The organism is Ruegeria sp. MALMAid1280, assembly GCF_049195285.1.
In the GTDB taxonomy this organism is placed as follows: Bacteria; Pseudomonadota; Alphaproteobacteria; order Rhodobacterales; family Rhodobacteraceae; genus Ruegeria.
Genome location: NZ_JBMIRT010000036.1, coordinates 58,164 through 74,647 on the forward strand (window position 1 = coordinate 58,164; position 16,484 = coordinate 74,647).

16 protein-coding genes and 1 tRNA gene are annotated in these 16,484 nt (G+C 60.3%); 5 read left to right on the forward strand and 12 right to left on the reverse strand.

The window, feature by feature from the left end; all coding sequences use genetic code 11:
- Positions 1 to 9: 9 nt before the first annotated feature.
- From ACOQFT_RS03175 to ACOQFT_RS03185, 3 genes are read right to left on the reverse strand one after another with little or no spacing between them, the layout of a single operon-like run.
- Positions 10 to 486 (reverse strand): DUF2948 family protein, encoded by a 477-nt coding sequence (locus ACOQFT_RS03175; RefSeq protein ID WP_170674182.1) that lies wholly within the window; start codon positions 484 to 486, stop codon positions 10 to 12.
- Positions 483 to 1,751 carry a UDP-N-acetylglucosamine 1-carboxyvinyltransferase gene (gene murA, locus ACOQFT_RS03180; RefSeq protein WP_421596615.1) on the reverse strand — a complete coding sequence of 423 codons (1,269 nt, stop codon included), beginning with the start codon at positions 1,749 to 1,751 and terminating at the stop codon, positions 483 to 485. The genes ACOQFT_RS03175 and murA overlap by 4 nt, the downstream gene beginning before the upstream one ends.
- Positions 1,752 to 1,757: 6 nt before the next feature.
- The gene (locus tag ACOQFT_RS03185; protein ID WP_170327942.1) at positions 1,758 to 1,913 is read right to left on the reverse strand and encodes a hypothetical protein; all 156 of its coding nucleotides are present in this window, start codon (positions 1,911 to 1,913) and stop codon (positions 1,758 to 1,760) included.
- Between the two features lie 83 nt (positions 1,914 to 1,996).
- On the opposite strand from ACOQFT_RS03185, the gene ACOQFT_RS03190 reads away from it, so the two are divergent.
- A tRNA-Thr gene (locus tag ACOQFT_RS03190) sits at positions 1,997 to 2,071 on the forward strand.
- Between the two features lie 138 nt (positions 2,072 to 2,209).
- Here ACOQFT_RS03190 and ACOQFT_RS03195 read toward each other — a convergent pair.
- Positions 2,210 to 2,755, reverse strand: a complete 546-nt coding sequence (locus ACOQFT_RS03195; RefSeq protein WP_421596616.1) for a hypothetical protein — start codon at positions 2,753 to 2,755, stop codon at positions 2,210 to 2,212.
- 369 nt (positions 2,756 to 3,124) lie between these two features.
- Positions 3,125 to 3,817 carry a Crp/Fnr family transcriptional regulator gene (locus ACOQFT_RS03200; RefSeq protein WP_421596617.1) on the reverse strand — a complete coding sequence of 231 codons (693 nt, stop codon included), beginning with the start codon at positions 3,815 to 3,817 and terminating at the stop codon, positions 3,125 to 3,127.
- Between the two features lie 178 nt (positions 3,818 to 3,995).
- Between ACOQFT_RS03200 and hemA the strand changes: the two genes are divergently transcribed.
- Complete coding sequence (gene hemA, locus ACOQFT_RS03205) at positions 3,996 to 5,219, forward strand: 5-aminolevulinate synthase (RefSeq protein WP_421596618.1); 1,224 nt, start codon at positions 3,996 to 3,998, stop codon at positions 5,217 to 5,219.
- Positions 5,220 to 5,275: 56 nt separating this feature from the next.
- Here hemA and ACOQFT_RS03210 read toward each other — a convergent pair whose 3' ends face one another.
- From ACOQFT_RS03210 to ACOQFT_RS03240, 7 genes are all read right to left on the reverse strand, one after another.
- Positions 5,276 to 5,563: a cytochrome C oxidase subunit IV family protein gene (locus ACOQFT_RS03210; protein WP_421596619.1), complete on the reverse strand. Its 288-nt coding sequence runs from the start codon at positions 5,561 to 5,563 to the stop codon at positions 5,276 to 5,278.
- A 5-nt stretch (positions 5,564 to 5,568) separates the two neighbouring features.
- Positions 5,569 to 6,117 (reverse strand): cytochrome c oxidase subunit 3, encoded by a 549-nt coding sequence (locus ACOQFT_RS03215; protein ID WP_421596620.1) that lies wholly within the window; start codon positions 6,115 to 6,117, stop codon positions 5,569 to 5,571.
- Positions 6,114 to 8,036: a nitric oxide reductase activation protein NorD gene (locus tag ACOQFT_RS03220; protein ID WP_421596621.1), complete on the reverse strand. Its 1,923-nt coding sequence runs from the start codon at positions 8,034 to 8,036 to the stop codon at positions 6,114 to 6,116. The genes ACOQFT_RS03215 and ACOQFT_RS03220 overlap by 4 nt, the downstream gene beginning before the upstream one ends.
- 9 nt (positions 8,037 to 8,045) lie before the next feature.
- Positions 8,046 to 8,855 (reverse strand): CbbQ/NirQ/NorQ/GpvN family protein, encoded by an 810-nt coding sequence (locus ACOQFT_RS03225; RefSeq protein WP_421596622.1) that lies wholly within the window; start codon positions 8,853 to 8,855, stop codon positions 8,046 to 8,048.
- Positions 8,856 to 8,857: 2 nt separating this feature from the next.
- On the reverse strand, positions 8,858 to 10,258 hold the full coding sequence (locus tag ACOQFT_RS03230; RefSeq protein WP_421596623.1) for a cbb3-type cytochrome c oxidase subunit I: 1,401 nt from the start codon (positions 10,256 to 10,258) through the stop codon (positions 8,858 to 8,860).
- Between the two features lie 16 nt (positions 10,259 to 10,274).
- Complete coding sequence (locus ACOQFT_RS03235; protein ID WP_421596624.1) at positions 10,275 to 10,724, reverse strand: c-type cytochrome; 450 nt, start codon at positions 10,722 to 10,724, stop codon at positions 10,275 to 10,277.
- Between the two features lie 99 nt (positions 10,725 to 10,823).
- Positions 10,824 to 12,005, reverse strand: coding sequence for an NnrS family protein (locus ACOQFT_RS03240; protein WP_421596625.1), 1,182 nt, complete (start codon positions 12,003 to 12,005; stop codon positions 10,824 to 10,826).
- A 233-nt stretch (positions 12,006 to 12,238) separates the two neighbouring features.
- On the opposite strand from ACOQFT_RS03240, the gene ACOQFT_RS03245 reads away from it, so the two are divergent.
- The 3 genes from ACOQFT_RS03245 (at position 12,239) to ACOQFT_RS03255 (ending at position 16,282) form a co-directional block, all read left to right on the forward strand.
- Entirely contained in the window at positions 12,239 to 13,915 is a 1,677-nt protein-coding gene (locus ACOQFT_RS03245) for a cytochrome D1 domain-containing protein (RefSeq protein WP_421596626.1), read from the forward strand.
- Between the two features lie 124 nt (positions 13,916 to 14,039).
- Positions 14,040 to 15,827 carry a NapC/NirT family cytochrome c gene (locus ACOQFT_RS03250; RefSeq protein ID WP_421596627.1) on the forward strand — a complete coding sequence of 596 codons (1,788 nt, stop codon included), beginning with the start codon at positions 14,040 to 14,042 and terminating at the stop codon, positions 15,825 to 15,827.
- 53 nt (positions 15,828 to 15,880) lie between these two features.
- Positions 15,881 to 16,282: a cupredoxin domain-containing protein gene (locus ACOQFT_RS03255; RefSeq protein WP_421596628.1), complete on the forward strand. Its 402-nt coding sequence runs from the start codon at positions 15,881 to 15,883 to the stop codon at positions 16,280 to 16,282.
- Positions 16,283 to 16,484 lie beyond the last annotated feature (202 nt).

The following is a 16,484-nucleotide window of genomic DNA, read 5'->3' on the forward strand; positions in this document are numbered from 1 at the left end:
ATGCCGCGCTTATTCCGGATGGTGTGGGGCCTGACCTGATGGAGCTTGATAGGGGCGGGTCACATCCTTGAGCGTGGCGTCAATCGCCTCGACCGACAGACGGATCGCGCCGTCTCCGGCCAACGTCAAGATGATCTGACCTGCGCCGTCCTCACCCGGCTCGAAATCGACCGACAGCAGGGACATCACCATGTCCTTGTCGCTGCGGTCCACGCCCTGGCTTGCCACCGAAAGCACTGAATCGAACACCAGAACCGACTGCACCCGCTCGAACGCACGCCTCCGACGGGTGGCGGCGTCCTTGTCCTCCCAGCGAAAGCGGTTCAGCAGCAGGCCGAAACGGCGCTGCGACGGTTGCCATGTCATCTCGGTCACCGGGAATACGGCATCCTGCGTCAGGGTCGAGATGACCTGCAGGTCATCGCCATCCTCGGCGCCCAGGTTCAGCGGGGCCTCGCGCCCGTCGTGGAAACTTGCGTCTGTCATTCGCCCTTGATCCGTTCGATTTTGGCGCCCACGCCTTCCAGCTTGCGCACTACATGTTCATATCCGCGATCCAGATGATAGACCCGGCTGATCGTGGTTTCCCCTTCGGCCGCCAGCCCCGCCAGGATCAACGATACCGAGGCGCGCAGATCCGTCGCCATCACGGGCGCGCCTTTCAATTGCTCGACACCGGTAACCGTAGCCGTACCGCCATGCACTTCGATATTCGCGCCCATACGCACCAGTTCGGGGGCATGCATAAAGCGGTTCTCGAATATGCGCTCTTCCAGAACCGAGGTGCCCTCGGCGGTACACATCAGCGCCATCATTTGCGCCTGCAGGTCGGTCGGAAAGCCGGGGAACGGTTCGGTGATCACGTCCACCGCGCGTACGCGCCCATTCTTGCGCGCCACCTTCAGGCCCTTGTCGGATTCCGCAACGCTGATACCTGCTGCATCCAGTTTTTCAGCAAAGGATTCGACAAGGCGCATCCGCCCGCCCAGCAGCTCGACCTCACCACCGCAGATGGCCGGGGCCAGCATATAGGTGCCCAGCTCAATCCGGTCGGTCACAACCTGATGGGTCGCGCCGTGCAGACGATCAACGCCCTGAATTTCAATGGTCGAGGTCCCGTCACCCGAGATCTGCGCGCCCATCTTGCGTAAGCATTCGACCAGATCGACGATCTCGGGCTCGCGCGCGGCGTTCTTCAGCACCGTGGTGCCCTTGGCCAGCGTCGCCGCCATGACGATGTTCTCGGTCGCGCCGACCGAGGCAAAGCGCATCTCATGCACCGCGCCTTTCAGACCACCCGGCGCCTTGGCGTGCAGGTAACCGTCCTCAAGCTCAATCTCGGCGCCCAGCGCCTCAAGCCCTTCCACATGCAGGTCCATCGGCCGCGCGCCGATCGCACAGCCACCGGGCAACGACACAACGGCCTCTCCGAACCGGGCCAGCAACGGACCGAGCACCAGATTCGAGGCCCGCATCTTTCGCACAATCTCATAATCGGCCGTGTGGCTGGTCAGGTCGTGGCTGGACATCGCAAGCACCTGCCCATCCTGCAGCGAAGACACCTCGGCCCCCAGCGATTGCAGCAGGGCGGTCATGGTCTTGATGTCGCTGAGCCTTGGTGCATTGGTCAGCGTCAGCGGTTCTTCGCTCAGCAAGGTCGCGGGCATCAGCGTCAGACACGCGTTCTTGGCCCCCGCAATCGGTATCTGACCGTTCAGCGGCCCGTTGCCCGTCACCAGAATCGAATCCATCTGCTCTTATCCCTCGTCCTTGTCGGCTTTGTCGGTTTGGGTTGCACGCGCCTTGGCCTGCGCCTTGCGCCGCGCCATATTCGCCTTCAGCGCCGCCTTCAGCCGCTCTTCGCGCGCATCCCCGGATTTGCCGTGTTTTTTAGGTGTATTTCTATCTGCCATGATCTTTCTCTACAGGAGGCGAAAAAAACCGTCCAGACACCCTTGCGCCCCGTTTCGTTTGAGTCTAATCACCCGCCCACAGTGCTGCTGTAGCTCAGAGGTAGAGCACTCCCTTGGTAAGGGAGAGGTCGAGAGTTCAATTCTCTCCAGCAGCACCAGGACTTTGACTTTCCTTGACAACCAGCGCGCATTGTCCCCGCAACAGCCACATTGGTGCGAGTGTAGTGCAGGCCGCACACTAGCCGTGATATTGGCCAAGCGACGCAAGCTGCTTTGTTTGCACCTGCTCTGCCACGTTATCTAACTTTGATCTCAATGTATCTGTAGGACTGGTAGTTCCAGGAATACGCCTGATGATCCAGGGTGCTACTAGCAAATCCTGCAGTGAGAATCGGTAGAACTTTCGCAACGTCAGACCGAGGGATAGTTGCAATCCCCCACTGGCCGGGTTCGATCCATAGATCACCAACCAAGAAGCGGTTCTCGGGAATTGTGACTGTGCGCCCCGGTGTGTACTTTGTCCCTGGTATCGCGATTTCACGGAAGCCCGGTTGATCTACGGAGGAGTCGATATTCACGGAAACCGAAGTAACAATTCGATCCGACGTCGAGTTCTTCACACGAATAGTAACCACTGACGGGTCAAACTGCATCGTGCCGCCCAGCATGTACTTCCCCGTCGCAGATAACTCATGGGCGCATCGGTTTCGGATTGTGATCGGATCGACCAGCGACGTCTGATTTTCGTCGATGCATGATTGAACGGCCTTCAGCGTATGCTCGGCTTCTTCCTTGCACGCGGTCAAAAACGCGACGCACGTCATCACAAGCAGAAATCTCATTTGCACACATCCGTTGAACGCGTTGGAACCACAGAGCGCAGTAAATATGCGCAGCCGCGTGTTCATCTCAGTGAGATGCTTCACAGCTATTCAAAGCCGATGCAAGAGTTCCACGGCACACCCAGAACGGATGTCCCATATGAGGCACATGTTCCGCGAACCACCAATTTGGCAAGACACTTTTCAAATCCGAGCCAATCGGAGCGGAAGCAGGCGTCCAGCCGAAATCGCAGACGTGGAAAGCAAAGAAAAGAGCGCCCGTTCTTAATTGCCATCATGCCTCTGATCAACCGCCGGAGGTTATTGGCACTGGAAGGCTCCATGCTGTCTCTTCAGCGACCGAATGGACCCCGAAACGCTGATCCGGGGTCATTTCTCTGACGGATCGCTTTCGGCGTAGTCCCGCAGGCGTTCGATATCGGCAATCTCGGCGTGGTTGCGGTTGATCTTCACTCCAACGGTCTTGAGTCGCGAAAAGGCGCGGCTCAGGCTTTCCGGTTTCATCCCCAGACGCCCGGCGATCAGCATCTTGTCATAGGGCAGTTCCACATCGCAAGCGTCGGCATCGGCATCGCACAGGCCCAGCAGAAACTCGGCCACCCGCTGTGCACCCGTCTGGGCCTTGAGCTGTTCCAGTTGCGCCACCAGCGCGTGCAGATGAGTAAAGGTCGAGGCCAGAATTGACACGCCGATCTCGGGGTCTTCCTTCATCAGCGAAAGCAGAACCGGGCTGGGGATATGCATGATCTCGCAGGCTGACACGGCCTCGGCAGAGACCGGGTATGGGACATTCCGCAGCGCAACCGCCTCGCCAAAGCTTTCGCCGCGCGTAAAGACGCTGACCACGGCCTCGGCCCCGGTGGGAGACATGCGGAACAGCTTGACCCAGCCGGCCAGTACCACGTGCACGGCCTTGGCCTCTTCTTCCTGCAGAAAAATCGTCTCACCGCGATCATAGCTGCGCCAGATCGCGTGGCTGAGCAGAGTATCGACATGCTGTTCCGGCAAGCTCTTGAGCAGGAGCGATTGCCGTGCGATTGCTTTTTGCGCTTCGTGGGCCAAGAAGGTTCCCCTTTTCCCTAGTCGATCTTCTGACCGGTACGTCCTTCAGGCTCAGGCTATGCCAAAGCTCAGCCCAACGCACCAGTCTTTTCCCAGGTCAACTTGACTATTGTCATGTTGCGGCGGCTTCAAGGCGCATACCCTCACCCCAAAGCCAGTATTCCGGGGAGCTAGAAAGATGGACTACGAGCGATTTTTCAGCCAGAGCCTCGATAGTTTGCGGGAAGAAGGAAACTATCGCGTCTTCATCGACTTGCAACGTCGCTGCGGGTCTTTCCCGAACGCGCGCCAAACCGATGGGCAGGTCCAGCGGGACGTGCGCATCTGGTGCTCGAACGATTATCTGGGCATGGGGCAGCACCCCACAGTGATCTCGGCCATGCATGATGCGCTGGACCGTTGCGGTGCAGGCGCCGGTGGAACCCGGAACATCTCGGGCACCACGCATGATCACGTGCTGCTGGAGGCCGAACTGGCCGATCTGCACGGCAAAGAGGCCGCGCTGCTGTTCACGTCGGGTTATGTTTCGAACTGGGCCGCTCTTGGCACGCTGGCGTCAAAAATCCCCGGTCTCATCGTGTTCTCAGATGCCTTGAACCACGCCTCGATGATCGAAGGCATCCGCCACTCACGCGCCCAAAAGGTCATCTGGAAACACAATGACCTTGAGGATCTTGAGGCGAAACTGGCCGCCGCAGACCCCGATGCGCCGAAAATGATCGCATTCGAATCGGTCTATTCGATGGACGGCGACATCGCCCCGATCAAAGAGATTTGCGATCTGGCCGACAAATACGGTGCCATGACCTATCTGGACGAGGTCCACGCCGTTGGCCTCTATGGCCCGCGCGGCGGCGGCATTGCCGAACGCGAAGGCCTGATGGATCGCCTGACCGTGATCGAGGGTACGCTGGGCAAGGCCTTTGGCGTTGTCGGCGGCTACATCGCCGCTTCGGCCGCGCTGTGCGATTTTGTACGCAGCTTTGCCAGCGGGTTCATCTTTACCACCGCCCTGCCCCCGTCGATCGCGGCAGGTGCCGCGGCCTCGATCCGGCACCTGAAACAGTCGAACGCCGAGCGCGACCTGCAAAAGGCACGCGTGGCGCAGGTGCGCGCCCGTCTGGACGCCGAGGGCATTCCGCATCTGCCGAACCCCAGCCATATCATCCCGGTGATGGTGGGTGATCCGGTGAAATGCAAATTCATCTCGGACACGTTGCTGGAAGAGTTCGGTATCTACATCCAGCCGATCAACTACCCCACCGTCCCCAAGGGAACCGAGCGTCTGCGGATCACGCCGTCTCCGGTTCACACCGATGCCGATATCGACCATCTGGTCAATGCGCTGTCGGCCCTGTGGCAACAGTGCCAGATCGCGCGGATGCCGATGGCCGCCCAATAACCAAAGCGCCCCTTGCTTGGAAAACTGCCGCCCTCATGGGCGGCTTTTTTTCTTTCTCAGATCAGGTAGAGGCCGAAAATCAGCACCGCAAACGCGGTCACAACCATGGTGAATCCCCGCAGCCAACCCGGGCTGTGGGCGAGGTCCAGATATTGGGCCAGAATGATGCGGGATTTGGCCAACGCAAGGATCAGAATCCCGGCGCCCAAAAGCTTTGATGGTATGGGCATCATGGTCAGCAGGGCGGATGTGACGCTGAGCGCCAGCAGGGCAAACCAGGCGCAAGTGATTGGGCTTGGGAGCCTCCGGCGGGAGTATTTGGGAAAAGATGAAGAGCCGCGCATCGCTTTCATCCCAGCAGGTAGATCACGGGGAACAACATGATCCAGACCAGATCGACCATATGCCAGAACTGGGCGCCGGCCTCGATATTGCGAGGATCATCCTTCCAGGAGACCAGCAGAAGGATGCCGACCCCGGCCAGCACATGTGCAGCGTGAAAGCCCGTCAGCAGGTAGTAGAACAGAAAGAACGGATGCGATTCGAAACCGATCCCCTGCGCCGCTTTGTCCGCATATTCCGTGCCCTTGATGATCAGGAACACCACGCCCAGCAGAGCCGCCCCGATCAAGGCCAGACGCGCCGCCCCACGTCGGGCAGCCTGGCGCCAATGCAGGGCCTGTGCGGCCAGATAGCCGGACGTGACCAGAACGGCGGTGTTGAATGCGGCCCCCGTGCGGTGCAGATGCGACTGTGCCTCGGCAAAGCCCGCCGGGTCGGTGAGCCGCACCCCCATGAAGGCGATCATCCCGGCGCCGAAGACCAGCAGTTCCGAGATGATCAGGACCCACATCAGCAACTCGCCCGGAAGCTCGTCGATCAGAGAGGTTTCGCTCATGCGCCGACCAGTTGGCGATAGATCTGCGGCAGAGCCATTGTCAGGCGGTGCGGGTCGGGGATGACGGCAAAGCCGCCCTGCCCGAACATACGCGGGAACCAGCTTTTGCCGGTTTTGTCGATGGTGACGCCAAAGACCGATTGCCCGGCCCGACGGGCCTCGCGTACAGCCATGCAGGTGTCTTCGATGCCGTGGCGACCTTCGTAATGGTCCAGGTCGTTGGGCTTGCCGTCGGTGATCACCAGCAACAACCGGCGTTTGCGGGACTGCTCTGCCAGATCAGACGAACAATGCCGGATCGCGGCCCCAAGGCGGGTATAGTGGCCGGGGCGGAGCGAGGCGATGCGTTGTTCGACCCTTGTGCCCATCGGCTCATCAAACCGCTTGCAACGCTGCACATAGACCCGCTGACGCTTCAGAGAGCTGAAGGCATGGATGGCGAAATCATCGCCACAGGCGTTCAGGCCCCAGGCGAGCGCGGCCAGTGCTTCGCGCTCGATGTCGATCACGGCGCGGCCCGTGACGGCGCTTTCGGTAGAACGGCTGACATCCAGCAGAATCGACACCGCCAGATCACGCGCCACGGGGCGCGACTGCATCCAGACGCGTTCGTTGCCTTCGCCGCTGGCCATTCGGTCGGTCTCAGCGCGTACCGCGGCTTCGATGTCCAACTGATCGCCGTCCAGATGGCCACGCGTCATCACCCGACCGGGGCGCAGCGCCTCGAACTGGCGTTTCACGGCACGGATACGGCGGGCGGTGGCGGGGTCCTTGCCGAACTCGGCGGCATCCTCACGGATATCAGCATCCGACAGCAGAACGTTCACGTGATCCGGCAGGTACTGCCCGGTGCGCACGTCCCATTCGGGATAGAGGATACGGCCAGACAAACGCTCGCGGTTCACATCCTCGGGCGCAAGGTCCAGATGCAGTTTCAGCTTGGTCGGCGGTGCTTTGGATATTTGACCCAGCCCGATCTCTTCCTGATCGTCCGCAGCCTTTTTGGCGTTGTCGGGGTCGTCATCATCGACCCGGCGGTTAAGGTTCAGGAACTCAGCCCAGCTGAGGATCGCTTCGAACTTGTGCAGGATCAGGCTGTCTTTCCGCTCAGCCTGGTCGGATTTGCGGCGGCGGGCGCGGTGGGTCTTTTCACCGGACTCCTCGGGCTCGCCCTCGGTTTCCGGATTTTCGACCTCGTTATGTTCGGAAAAGCCGACAGCGCGCAGCTCGGGCCACAGCGGCACCGGACGAAATGGCTGATAGCCGCGCGGGGCCGAAACCTCGTCGTCCATCTCCAGAAACGCCCGGGCGCGGTCCGACAAGGGTTCGGGATCGCCCAACATATGGCGCACGATACCTTCCACCGCTGCCTCGACAGGCGGCAAATCGGGAACGCTGCGCTGGTACAGCAACCCCTTGCACAATTCCTTGTAAAGCGGGCGCAGACCCGGGGCGTCTTCCAGCGTGGCCTCGACCATCTGCCGGGCCGCAGCCAGCGAATGCAGATCGGCACGCAGCAGGTCTTCTTCGTCAATTCGGGTTCCGGCATGAGCCGCCGCAGCCGCCAGCCAGACGTAAAGCGCGCCATTCGCCTCGCGCAGGGGATAAACCGCCAGCCGGTCCGGAAGGCGCAATACCTCACCATCGAACGAGGCGCGCGGCATCAGTTCGACCTCGGTCGCCAATTTGCGGCGCCAGCTCAGGCGGTGACGTGAAACCTCGGGCGAGACCGGGCGCAATTCAACGCCCGGGCTACCCCCAAGCCCTCGGAAGAGGACGGCCAGCCGCCCCGCGACCTCAGAAAGGTCGACCGCGGCTCCAACATGCACCTCAGGTGCATCGAGACGGCTGGCAAGGGTGTGCCACAGTTTCCCGATCGTTTCTTCGGGTTCCCATGGCTCAAATTCGATCCTGACCATCGGCCGGCCTCACCCAAAGACGGCCGTGACAAGATCGAGGAGCCCGCGTTTGATGTCCTCGTCATCAGTCAGAGGTTCGATCATAGCGGCAAGGATGGCGCGGTCGGTCGACATGCCCTGTGCGATCAGTGTCGCGGCATAGACAACCAGACGGGTGGAAACGCCTTCCTCAAGGTCCTGACCCTTGAGCCCGCGCAGCTTGTTCGCCAACCGGATCAGCGGCTTGCAGCGTTCCAGCGGCAGACCGCTTTCCTGCGCGACAACTTCGGCCTCCATCTCGGGCGACGGAAAGTCGAACTCGAGCGAGATAAAGCGCTGACGGGTCGAGGGTTTCAGGGTTTTCAGGATATTCTGGTAACCGGGGTTGTACGAAGCCACCAGCATGAAGCCGGGTGCGGCTTCAAGTTCTTCGCCAGTGCGGTCGATCGGCAGGATGCGCCGGTCGTCGGTCAGCGGGTGCAGCACAACAGTGACGTCCTTGCGGGCCTCGACCACCTCATCAAGGTAGCAGATCGCGCCCTCGCGCACCGCGCGGGTCAGGGGGCCATCGACCCAGACGGTCTCGCCACCTTTCAGCAGGTAACGCCCGATCAGGTCGGCAGCAGCCAGGTCGTCGTGGCAGGCCACGGTGTAAAGCGGGCGTCCAAGTTTGGCGGCCATATGGGCCACGAACCGGGTCTTGCCGCAGCCTGTCGGCCCTTTCAGCAGAACCGGCAGATCGTTGTTGTAGGCAGCGGTGAACACATCGCATTCATCGCTCTGGGGCAGGTAGAAGGGGGCGTTTGCCGCCCCCTCTTTCAGATTCATGGATCCGTCCATCTTCATGACTCCGCTGCTACGTGGTCAGGATCGCTTTCCAGCCGGTCGCGTTCGATCGGGCCGGGTTCAACCACCTCTTTCCGGGGCACCCAGATCGAGTAGATGAACAGCAGCGCACCGAGGACAACGACGACACCCGAACCAAGACGCATCCAGTAGAAGATCGCGATCTGATCCTGCACGTCCATGAAATAGTCACCGACCACACGTTGCATATGTGTTTGCACGGTGCCGCCGAAGGTCAGGACGAAGGTCATGAAGACCATGCCGCTGGTCATCAGCCAGAACGAACCCATGTTCAGCACCTGATTGTACGGATCACGGTTCTTCAGGATCGGCATCGCATAGCTGAAGATCGCCAGGTTGAGGCAGACATACGCACCGTAGAAGGCCAGGTGACCGTGCGCCGCGGTAATCTGCGTGCCGTGGGTATAGTAGTTCACCCCGTGCAGCGTGTGCAGGAAGCCCCAGACACCGGCACCGAAGAAGGCGAGCGTGGCACAGCCCAGCGACCAAAGCAGCGCGGCCTTGTTGGGGTGGTCACGACGGCCTTTCCAGACCATGACGAAGGCAAAGGCCATCATCGCGAAGAATGGGATCACCTCGAGGCTCGAGAAGATCGAACCGATCCATTGCCAGTACGCAGGCGTACCGATCCAGTAGTAGTGGTGACCCGTACCAAGGATGCCCGAGAACAGCGCGGCGGCGACGATGACATAGAGCCATTTCTCGACCACCTCACGGTCAACACCGGTCAGCTTCAGCATCAGGTAGGCCAGAATCGAGGCCATGATCAGTTCCCACACGCCTTCAACCCACAGGTGGACGACATACCACCAGTATTGTTTGTCCAGAGCCAGGTTGCCCGGGTTGTAGAAGGCAAACAGGAACAGCAGCGCCAGCCCCCACAGACCCAACAGCAGGATGTTGGTGATGGCGGTCTTTTTGCCCTTCAGAACGGTCATCGACACGTTGTAAAGGAAGATCAGCGCGGCCACGACGATGCCCGCCTTGACCCATTTGGGCTGTTCAAGGAACTCTCGGCCCTCTTTGCCCAGCAGCCAGTTGCCTTCGAACAGGTTGAACACATAGGTCACAACCACGCCCAATGTGCCGACCACAAGGATGATCAGCTGCAGGTAGGCCAGCTTGGGTGAATGGATCTCGCGTTCGGACTCTTCCGGGATCAGGAAATAGGCGGCGCCGAAGAAGCCCAGGATCAGCCAGACGATCAGCGAGTTAGTGTGCAGCATCCGTACGATGTTGAACGGCAGAAGCTCACTCAGGAAGTTTGGGAACACATAGATCAGACCGGCCAGCAGGCCGCCGATCACCTGGATCGCAAACAGGGCCATTGCCACTGCGAAGTAGGCGTAGGCGATTTTTTGGGATTCGTATTTCATTGCTCCGTTCCCTTTCTCAGCCGGCCTCGTTGGGCGGCCAGCCCTGAGCGTCGATATTGTCCGTCCAGATCAGGAAGTTGGTCAGGTCGCGGAGTTCTTCGTCGCTGAGATTGAATTGCGGCATCTGCCGACGACCGGGAATGCCGGTCGGCTGCGCCTCCATCCAGCCTTTAAGGGATTCAAAGGCCGATTCCGGGTCGTCGAGGACACCCCAGCGGGTCATTACATTCGCGACTTCGGGCGCAAAGTAGGCACCCTCACCCAGGATCGTATGACAGTTGATACAGGCGTGTTTTTCCCAGACATGCTTGCCCCGGACCACACTTTCATCGAGCTTTTCCGAGTTCTCGGAATTCACGATATACCAGTGGGAATGGGCCGACAGGGCCAGGAAGATGAGGATAAAGAACAGTGACCCGCCATAAAATATGTTGCGGGCCATGCTCTTGGTCATGACTTCTCGCATTGCGCTCTCCTTTGCGCAGATTAGCTAGTCTGGACAACATGACGGTTGGGCCATTGTGTCTCCTTAACGAAAGTCAAGACTGGCCGAAGTAATTAAAAATCATCCCGCCCTGCCCGCACGAGGGCCTGTCAGTGCCGGCCACATGGCAATCAGGTACAGCGCAAACGCACAGACCCAAAGGCCGTCGGACAGCAGCATTGCCACCATATAGCCCGCGTTCAACTCGGCCCCGATCCAGCGCGACAGAGCAGCCACGGCCATCAGCCCATAGGCGACAACCATTGGGGCGGGTGCGATCAACGCCCGGCCACTGTGGCCCAGCGCAGCGCGGCTCATGACCGCCAGGGTCGTGCCACCGACGCAGCCGATGCCCAGAACGTGCAGGGCGGCGACTTCATTGCCGATGCCCAGCACCGAAAATCCCCAGAGAATCAGGCCCAACGCCAGCATTCCAAGTCCCAGATGCAGCGCCAGCAGAATCGGCTGCCGTGCAGCCCAGCGTGTGCGCCAGCGAGACATGCGCAGAATCTGCACCGCGCCCAATGCCAGCGCCCCTGCCCCGGCCACCGGCCCGGCGCCGAACAGCAGGGCGCCTAGCGGCAGAATCAGGGCCAGAATCATGCCCGCCTTATCCAGAGCGGCGACCGAGACCGGCCAATCCGCCTCGGGCACGCCGTCGCGCTTCATGGCGTTGCGGGTGAAGGCCGGCGTAATCCGCCCGCCCAGAATGGCGATCATCGCACACAAGCTCAGCAACCCGGCGCGCAGCCCGGTTTGCAGCGTGTCAGCGGTGATTCCCATCCATTCCAGATGTGTCAGCAGGTCCGCGGCCCAGATCAGGCTGAGCAACAGCAGGAAAATCAGGTTCTGCGGCTTCGGGCGACGGATCAGCTGTGTCAGGATTTTGGCTGCCAGAACAGGCACAAAGGCCAGATCGACCACCGCAACAAACACCGGCGGCAGCATCCCGGAAAACCACATGGCCATCCGCCCCGCGAGCCACAGCGCAGCGGCCAGAGTAATAAAGCGTGCCCGCGCCTCGGGCGCGCCGGTCCAGTTGGGCACAGCTGTCAGAAAGAACCCACCCAGCGCGGCAGTGGCATAGCCAAAGATCATTTCATGCGCGTGCCACATCGGTGGCGTCATGCCATAGTCCGGCGCCATATACGGCACCGCCAGCCACAGCCCCCAGACCAGCCCGACAAACAGGCCGTAGAGACCGGCGGACAGAAAGAAAACACGGAAACCCTCGCCAAGAATACGGGTGACAATTGCGGGCATGGCTGCTCTCCTCGACGGTTTTCCAATTCCTAGCAGCGCAACCGAACCGGCGACTTAACCAAAATCAAAACGTCGGGAAACATGCCTCTAAGAATCAGATTTTCCCAAGGTTTTTTTGGCGTTTTTTCCGGTTGCCGCCCGAATTGCTTCCTTTGTGTTGACTTTCGTCAAGGAGCGCTAGCGCGCGATATCCCACCCTTAGAGGTGCCTCACCACGCAAATGGAGAGTGATCATGTCACTTGGAATCAGCTACAACAAAACTGGCCGCGCCTTTGGGGCCGGTTTGGCGATGCTGCTGGGCAGCGTCGCTGCACCAGCCTTCGCCGAAGAGCCAACCCTCAGCGAGGAAGCGTTTGAATCATCCAAACAGCTTTATTTCGAACAATGCGCAGGCTGTCACGGCGTTCTGCGCAAAGGCGCCACCGGTAAGAACCTTGAACCGCACTGGAAGAAAACCGCAGACGACGGCACCGTGACCGAAGGCGGCACCCTTGCGCTTGGGCAGGAACGTCTCGAAAAGATCATCGCCTGGGGGACCGAAGGCGGTATGAACAACTTCTCGGACATTATGACCGAGCAGGAAATCAAGGACATGGCGACTTACATTATGATGGAGCCGCCGAAACCGCCAGAAATGTCTCTGGAACAGATGATGGCCACCCGCAAGGTCTATGTCGAAGAAGCCGACTATCCGACCGAGCCGCTGCACGGCCGCAACTGGGAAAACTTCTTCGTCGTCATCGAACGTGACGTAGGCAAGGTGGCCGTGATCGACGGCGACACCAAAGAAGTGCTGGCACACATCCCGACGGGTTATGCGGTGCACGTTCTGAAAGCGTCCGAGCACCACAAACTGGAAGAGCCGGAAAACCCGGGCCGCTTCTGGTACACTATGGGCCGCGACGGCAAGATGACCAAGATCGACCTGTGGCAGAAGCCCGAGAACATGCTCGTGGCCGAAGTCAAGATCGCCTATGACGCACGTGACGTTGCCGTATCCGGTGATGGTAAATACGTCATCGGTGGTGGTTACTGGCCGCCGCACTTTGCGATCGTCGACTCGCAGACCATGGAACCGGTCAAGGTCGTGTCCACACGCGGTGTGAACGTCGACGGGGACTATGTGGAAGAAGCCCGCGTGGCCGCCATCTATACCACCCCGAACGAACCGACCTGGATCGTCGCGGTCAAAGAGCTGGGTCAGCTGTGGCAGGTCGACTATACCGACCTGGACAACCTGCGGATCGACAAGATCGACAGCGCTAAGTTCCTGCATGACGGGTTCTTTGACCCGACAGGCCGGTACTTCCAGATCGCCGCAAACGCGTCGAACAAGATGGTCGTCGTCGATACCGAGACCCACAAGCTGGAAGCCATGATCGACACTGCTGCCCTGCCGCACCCCGGACCGGGCGCCAACTGGATCGACCCGAACTGTGGTCCTGTGGCCGGTACAACCCACCTCGGCGTGGGCACCGTGACGGTCTGGGGCAACGACCCGGAAGGCCATCCGGATCAGGCTTGGAAAACCTGCTACGAAGTGGAAACCGATGGCCCCGGCCTGTTTGTCCGTACGCACCCGAATTCGGACTACATCTGGGCTGACCAGACCAAGCACCCCGAGCCTGAAATTCAGCAATCGGTGCAGGTCATCTCGAAAGAGACCGGTGAGATCGTGAAAACCATCCAGATCACCGAAGACGAAGGCAGCGCTGCCGTTCACTTCGAATTCAACGCGGATGGTACCGAGGTCTGGGTCTCCAAGTGGAACCTGTCGGACTCGCTGGAGCCCAACGGTCAGATCGTGATTTTCGACGCCAAGACGCTGGAAGAGATCGGCCGCATCGAAGGGCTGTTTGCCCCGACCGGCAAGTTCAACGTCTACAACCGCTCGAACCACGTCACCTGACGGGTTCGCAGGAACCATCGGAAAGGGCGGGCCCCTCGCCCGCCCTTTCCTCGTTTGACCTATCAGCCAAACTCACCGGCCTGCCACCCAAGGCCAGACAAGACAGCCAAAACGGAGCCCGGATATGACTTCCGAACCGGAAAAGAAAAAACCGATCTGGCGCCGGTATTTCCTATGGGGAATGCCCGTGGCCGGCATTGCCGCAGCCTTTGTCGCCGGCATCGTCTTCTGGGGCGGATTCAACACCGCCATGGAAGCCACCAACACCAAGGATTTCTGTATCTCGTGCCACGAGATGCGCGATTTCGTCTATGAGGAATACACCGGCACGATCCACGACGTGAACCGTTCCGGCGTGGGCGCGGTCTGTTCCGACTGCCACGTGCCCAAGGACTGGACCCACAAGATCATCCGCAAGATCAAGGCGTCCAAAGAGCTGTATGGCAAGATGGTCGGCACCATCAACACCCGCGAAAAGTTCGAGGCCAAGCGCGTGCATCTGGCCATGAACGAGTGGGAGCGGATGAAGTCCTCGGACTCGCGCGAGTGCCGAAACTGTCACGATTTCGAATCGATGATGCCGGAATTCCAGAAACCCCGCGCACGTCAGCAGCACCTGAACGCGATGGAGATCGGTCAGACCTGTATCGACTGTCACAAGGGTATTGCGCACTCGGACGCCCGCGACCGGGCCGACGAAGAGTATCTGGAAGAGCTTGAAGCCCCGAACCCGGCCTTCATTCGCCCGATCCCGCCGGAATACCTGGCCAGCCTTGCCAAGATCGAAGCCAAGGAAGCGGCCGACGCAGAGGCTGAAAAAGCCGCCAAGGCAGCGCAGCAAGAGGCCGTTCAGGCCCAGATCGCGGCAGCCGTTGACGCAGCCGTTGCTGAAGAGCGCGCCAAGGCAAACGGAGAAGAGGCCGCAGCGCCAGCAGGTGGCGGTGGCAGCGATGTTGGTGGCAATGTCGACTGGAACGCGGTTGCAAGCGCGGATCTGAAACTGTTCTACCCCGGTCAGGCTTCGTTTGAATGGGTGCAGAACGGCAAGTTCCACGGTGGCGCCCGTCCGCTGACCAAAGGTGGCGATCAGTGTTCGACCTGTCACGCCAAGGAACTGGACACGATCGGCAACAAGATTGTGGCCGGCGGCGATCTGGAACCGACGCCGATCCCCGGCAAACGGGGCGTGATCGACGCAACCGTTCAGGCCGCACATGACGACGAGAACCTGTATATCCGCCTGCAATGGCCGGATGCGGGCCATAACCCGGCGCCGTTTGCGGACGGTGGCAAGATGGACCCCGACAACCAGATCAAGGTCGCCATGATGATCACCGGCACCGGTATCGAGATGGGCGATCAGGTGGGCTGCTGGGCCTCGTGCCACGCCGACAACACCTATATGCCCTTCGCCCCCGAGGCGGACGCGATTGCCGCCAATGGCGATGTCTCGGGCCGTCTGGCCGCGCAGGACACGGTGACCAAGTACATCAGCGAAAGCCGCACCGAGGTTGATACCAAGGGCCGCCGCGGCAAGCCGATGGGTGGTTGGGACAAACTGCAAACCGCCGAACAGATCGAACAGTATCTGGCCGACGGCACCTATCTTGACCTGATGCGTGTCTATGCGGACGGCAGCGCTACCAACGGCTATCTGCTGGAACAGCGCGTGGTCAATGACGGCGAGATCGCCGCCTCGGCCGAGCTGTCCGGAGGCACGTGGACGGTGGTCTTCAGCCGCCCGCTGAACTCTGGTGCGCCCGGTGATGTGCCGCTGGAGGCTGGCAAGACCTACACGGTCGGTTTTGCCATCCACGACGACTTTGCCGCCGCGCGGTTCCACCACGTGACCCTGAACACCAGCCTTGCGTTGGATGACGACACGGCGTTCATCAACGTTGTAAAACAATAAATGAGGGGGCCGGGTGATCCGGCCCCTTCCCCTTTGGAAAGGAGACATGGACAATGAAACCCCACCGCCTTCTTCCCGCGCTGCTGCTTCTGGCTGCGCCCGCCTGGGCCGATGAAACCGCCGATATCTGTGCCGAGGCCGAAGAACGCTATGTCGAGCAGTTCGGCCAGCCCTCTTCCGCTGTAGAGGACGCCGAGGTGGTGCTGATGTACAAATACAACTTCTGCCCCGGTGAGTTGACCGTAAAGGCGGGCACCACCGTGCGCTGGGTGAACGTGGACAAACGCACCAGCCATTCGGTCCTGCTGAAAGACGGCAGCGAACCCGAAAGCGACCGGTTGTTCCCCGAGGAATCGGTAGACATGACCTTTCTCACACCCGGCCCGCAAGAATACCTGTGCGGGCCGCATTGGGAAACGCAGAACATGATCGGCATGATCACCGTCGAACCCTGAGCCGAGGCAACAATACAGGCAAAACCAAAGGAGCGCGGGCGCTAATCCCGCGCTCCTTAACTTATGTCAAGGAGGTTGGTTTACGATTGCGCCAACTTGCGTTCATGACACGCCCGGTTTCCCCAGCAACGTCCCCTATTCGCGCGTGGAAGCTGCCGGAAGGTCCGGGTTCCGAAGACATTCAGAACAAGCGAGTTTGCAC

Excerpts from the sequence above, each read along its gene's own strand:
- ACOQFT_RS03175 (WP_170674182.1), bottom strand. The coding sequence starts at position 486 with ATGACAGACGCAAGTTTCCACGACGGGCGCGAGGCCCCGCTGAACCTG.
- murA (WP_421596615.1), bottom strand. The coding sequence starts at position 1,751 with ATGGATTCGATTCTGGTGACGGGCAACGGGCCGCTGAACGGTCAGATA.
- ACOQFT_RS03185 (WP_170327942.1), bottom strand. The coding sequence starts at position 1,913 with ATGGCAGATAGAAATACACCTAAAAAACACGGCAAATCCGGGGATGCG.
- ACOQFT_RS03195 (WP_421596616.1), bottom strand. The coding sequence starts at position 2,755 with ATGAGATTTCTGCTTGTGATGACGTGCGTCGCGTTTTTGACCGCGTGC.
- hemA (WP_421596618.1), top strand. The coding sequence starts at position 3,996 with ATGGACTACGAGCGATTTTTCAGCCAGAGCCTCGATAGTTTGCGGGAA.
- ACOQFT_RS03210 (WP_421596619.1), bottom strand. The coding sequence starts at position 5,563 with ATGCGCGGCTCTTCATCTTTTCCCAAATACTCCCGCCGGAGGCTCCCA.
- ACOQFT_RS03215 (WP_421596620.1), bottom strand. The coding sequence starts at position 6,117 with ATGAGCGAAACCTCTCTGATCGACGAGCTTCCGGGCGAGTTGCTGATG.
- ACOQFT_RS03220 (WP_421596621.1), bottom strand. The coding sequence starts at position 8,036 with ATGGTCAGGATCGAATTTGAGCCATGGGAACCCGAAGAAACGATCGGG.
- ACOQFT_RS03225 (WP_421596622.1), bottom strand. The coding sequence starts at position 8,855 with ATGGACGGATCCATGAATCTGAAAGAGGGGGCGGCAAACGCCCCCTTC.
- ACOQFT_RS03230 (WP_421596623.1), bottom strand. The coding sequence starts at position 10,258 with ATGAAATACGAATCCCAAAAAATCGCCTACGCCTACTTCGCAGTGGCA.
- ACOQFT_RS03235 (WP_421596624.1), bottom strand. The coding sequence starts at position 10,724 with ATGCGAGAAGTCATGACCAAGAGCATGGCCCGCAACATATTTTATGGC.
- ACOQFT_RS03240 (WP_421596625.1), bottom strand. The coding sequence starts at position 12,005 with ATGCCCGCAATTGTCACCCGTATTCTTGGCGAGGGTTTCCGTGTTTTC.
- ACOQFT_RS03245 (WP_421596626.1), top strand. The coding sequence starts at position 12,239 with ATGTCACTTGGAATCAGCTACAACAAAACTGGCCGCGCCTTTGGGGCC.
- ACOQFT_RS03250 (WP_421596627.1), top strand. The coding sequence starts at position 14,040 with ATGACTTCCGAACCGGAAAAGAAAAAACCGATCTGGCGCCGGTATTTC.
- ACOQFT_RS03255 (WP_421596628.1), top strand. The coding sequence starts at position 15,881 with ATGAAACCCCACCGCCTTCTTCCCGCGCTGCTGCTTCTGGCTGCGCCC.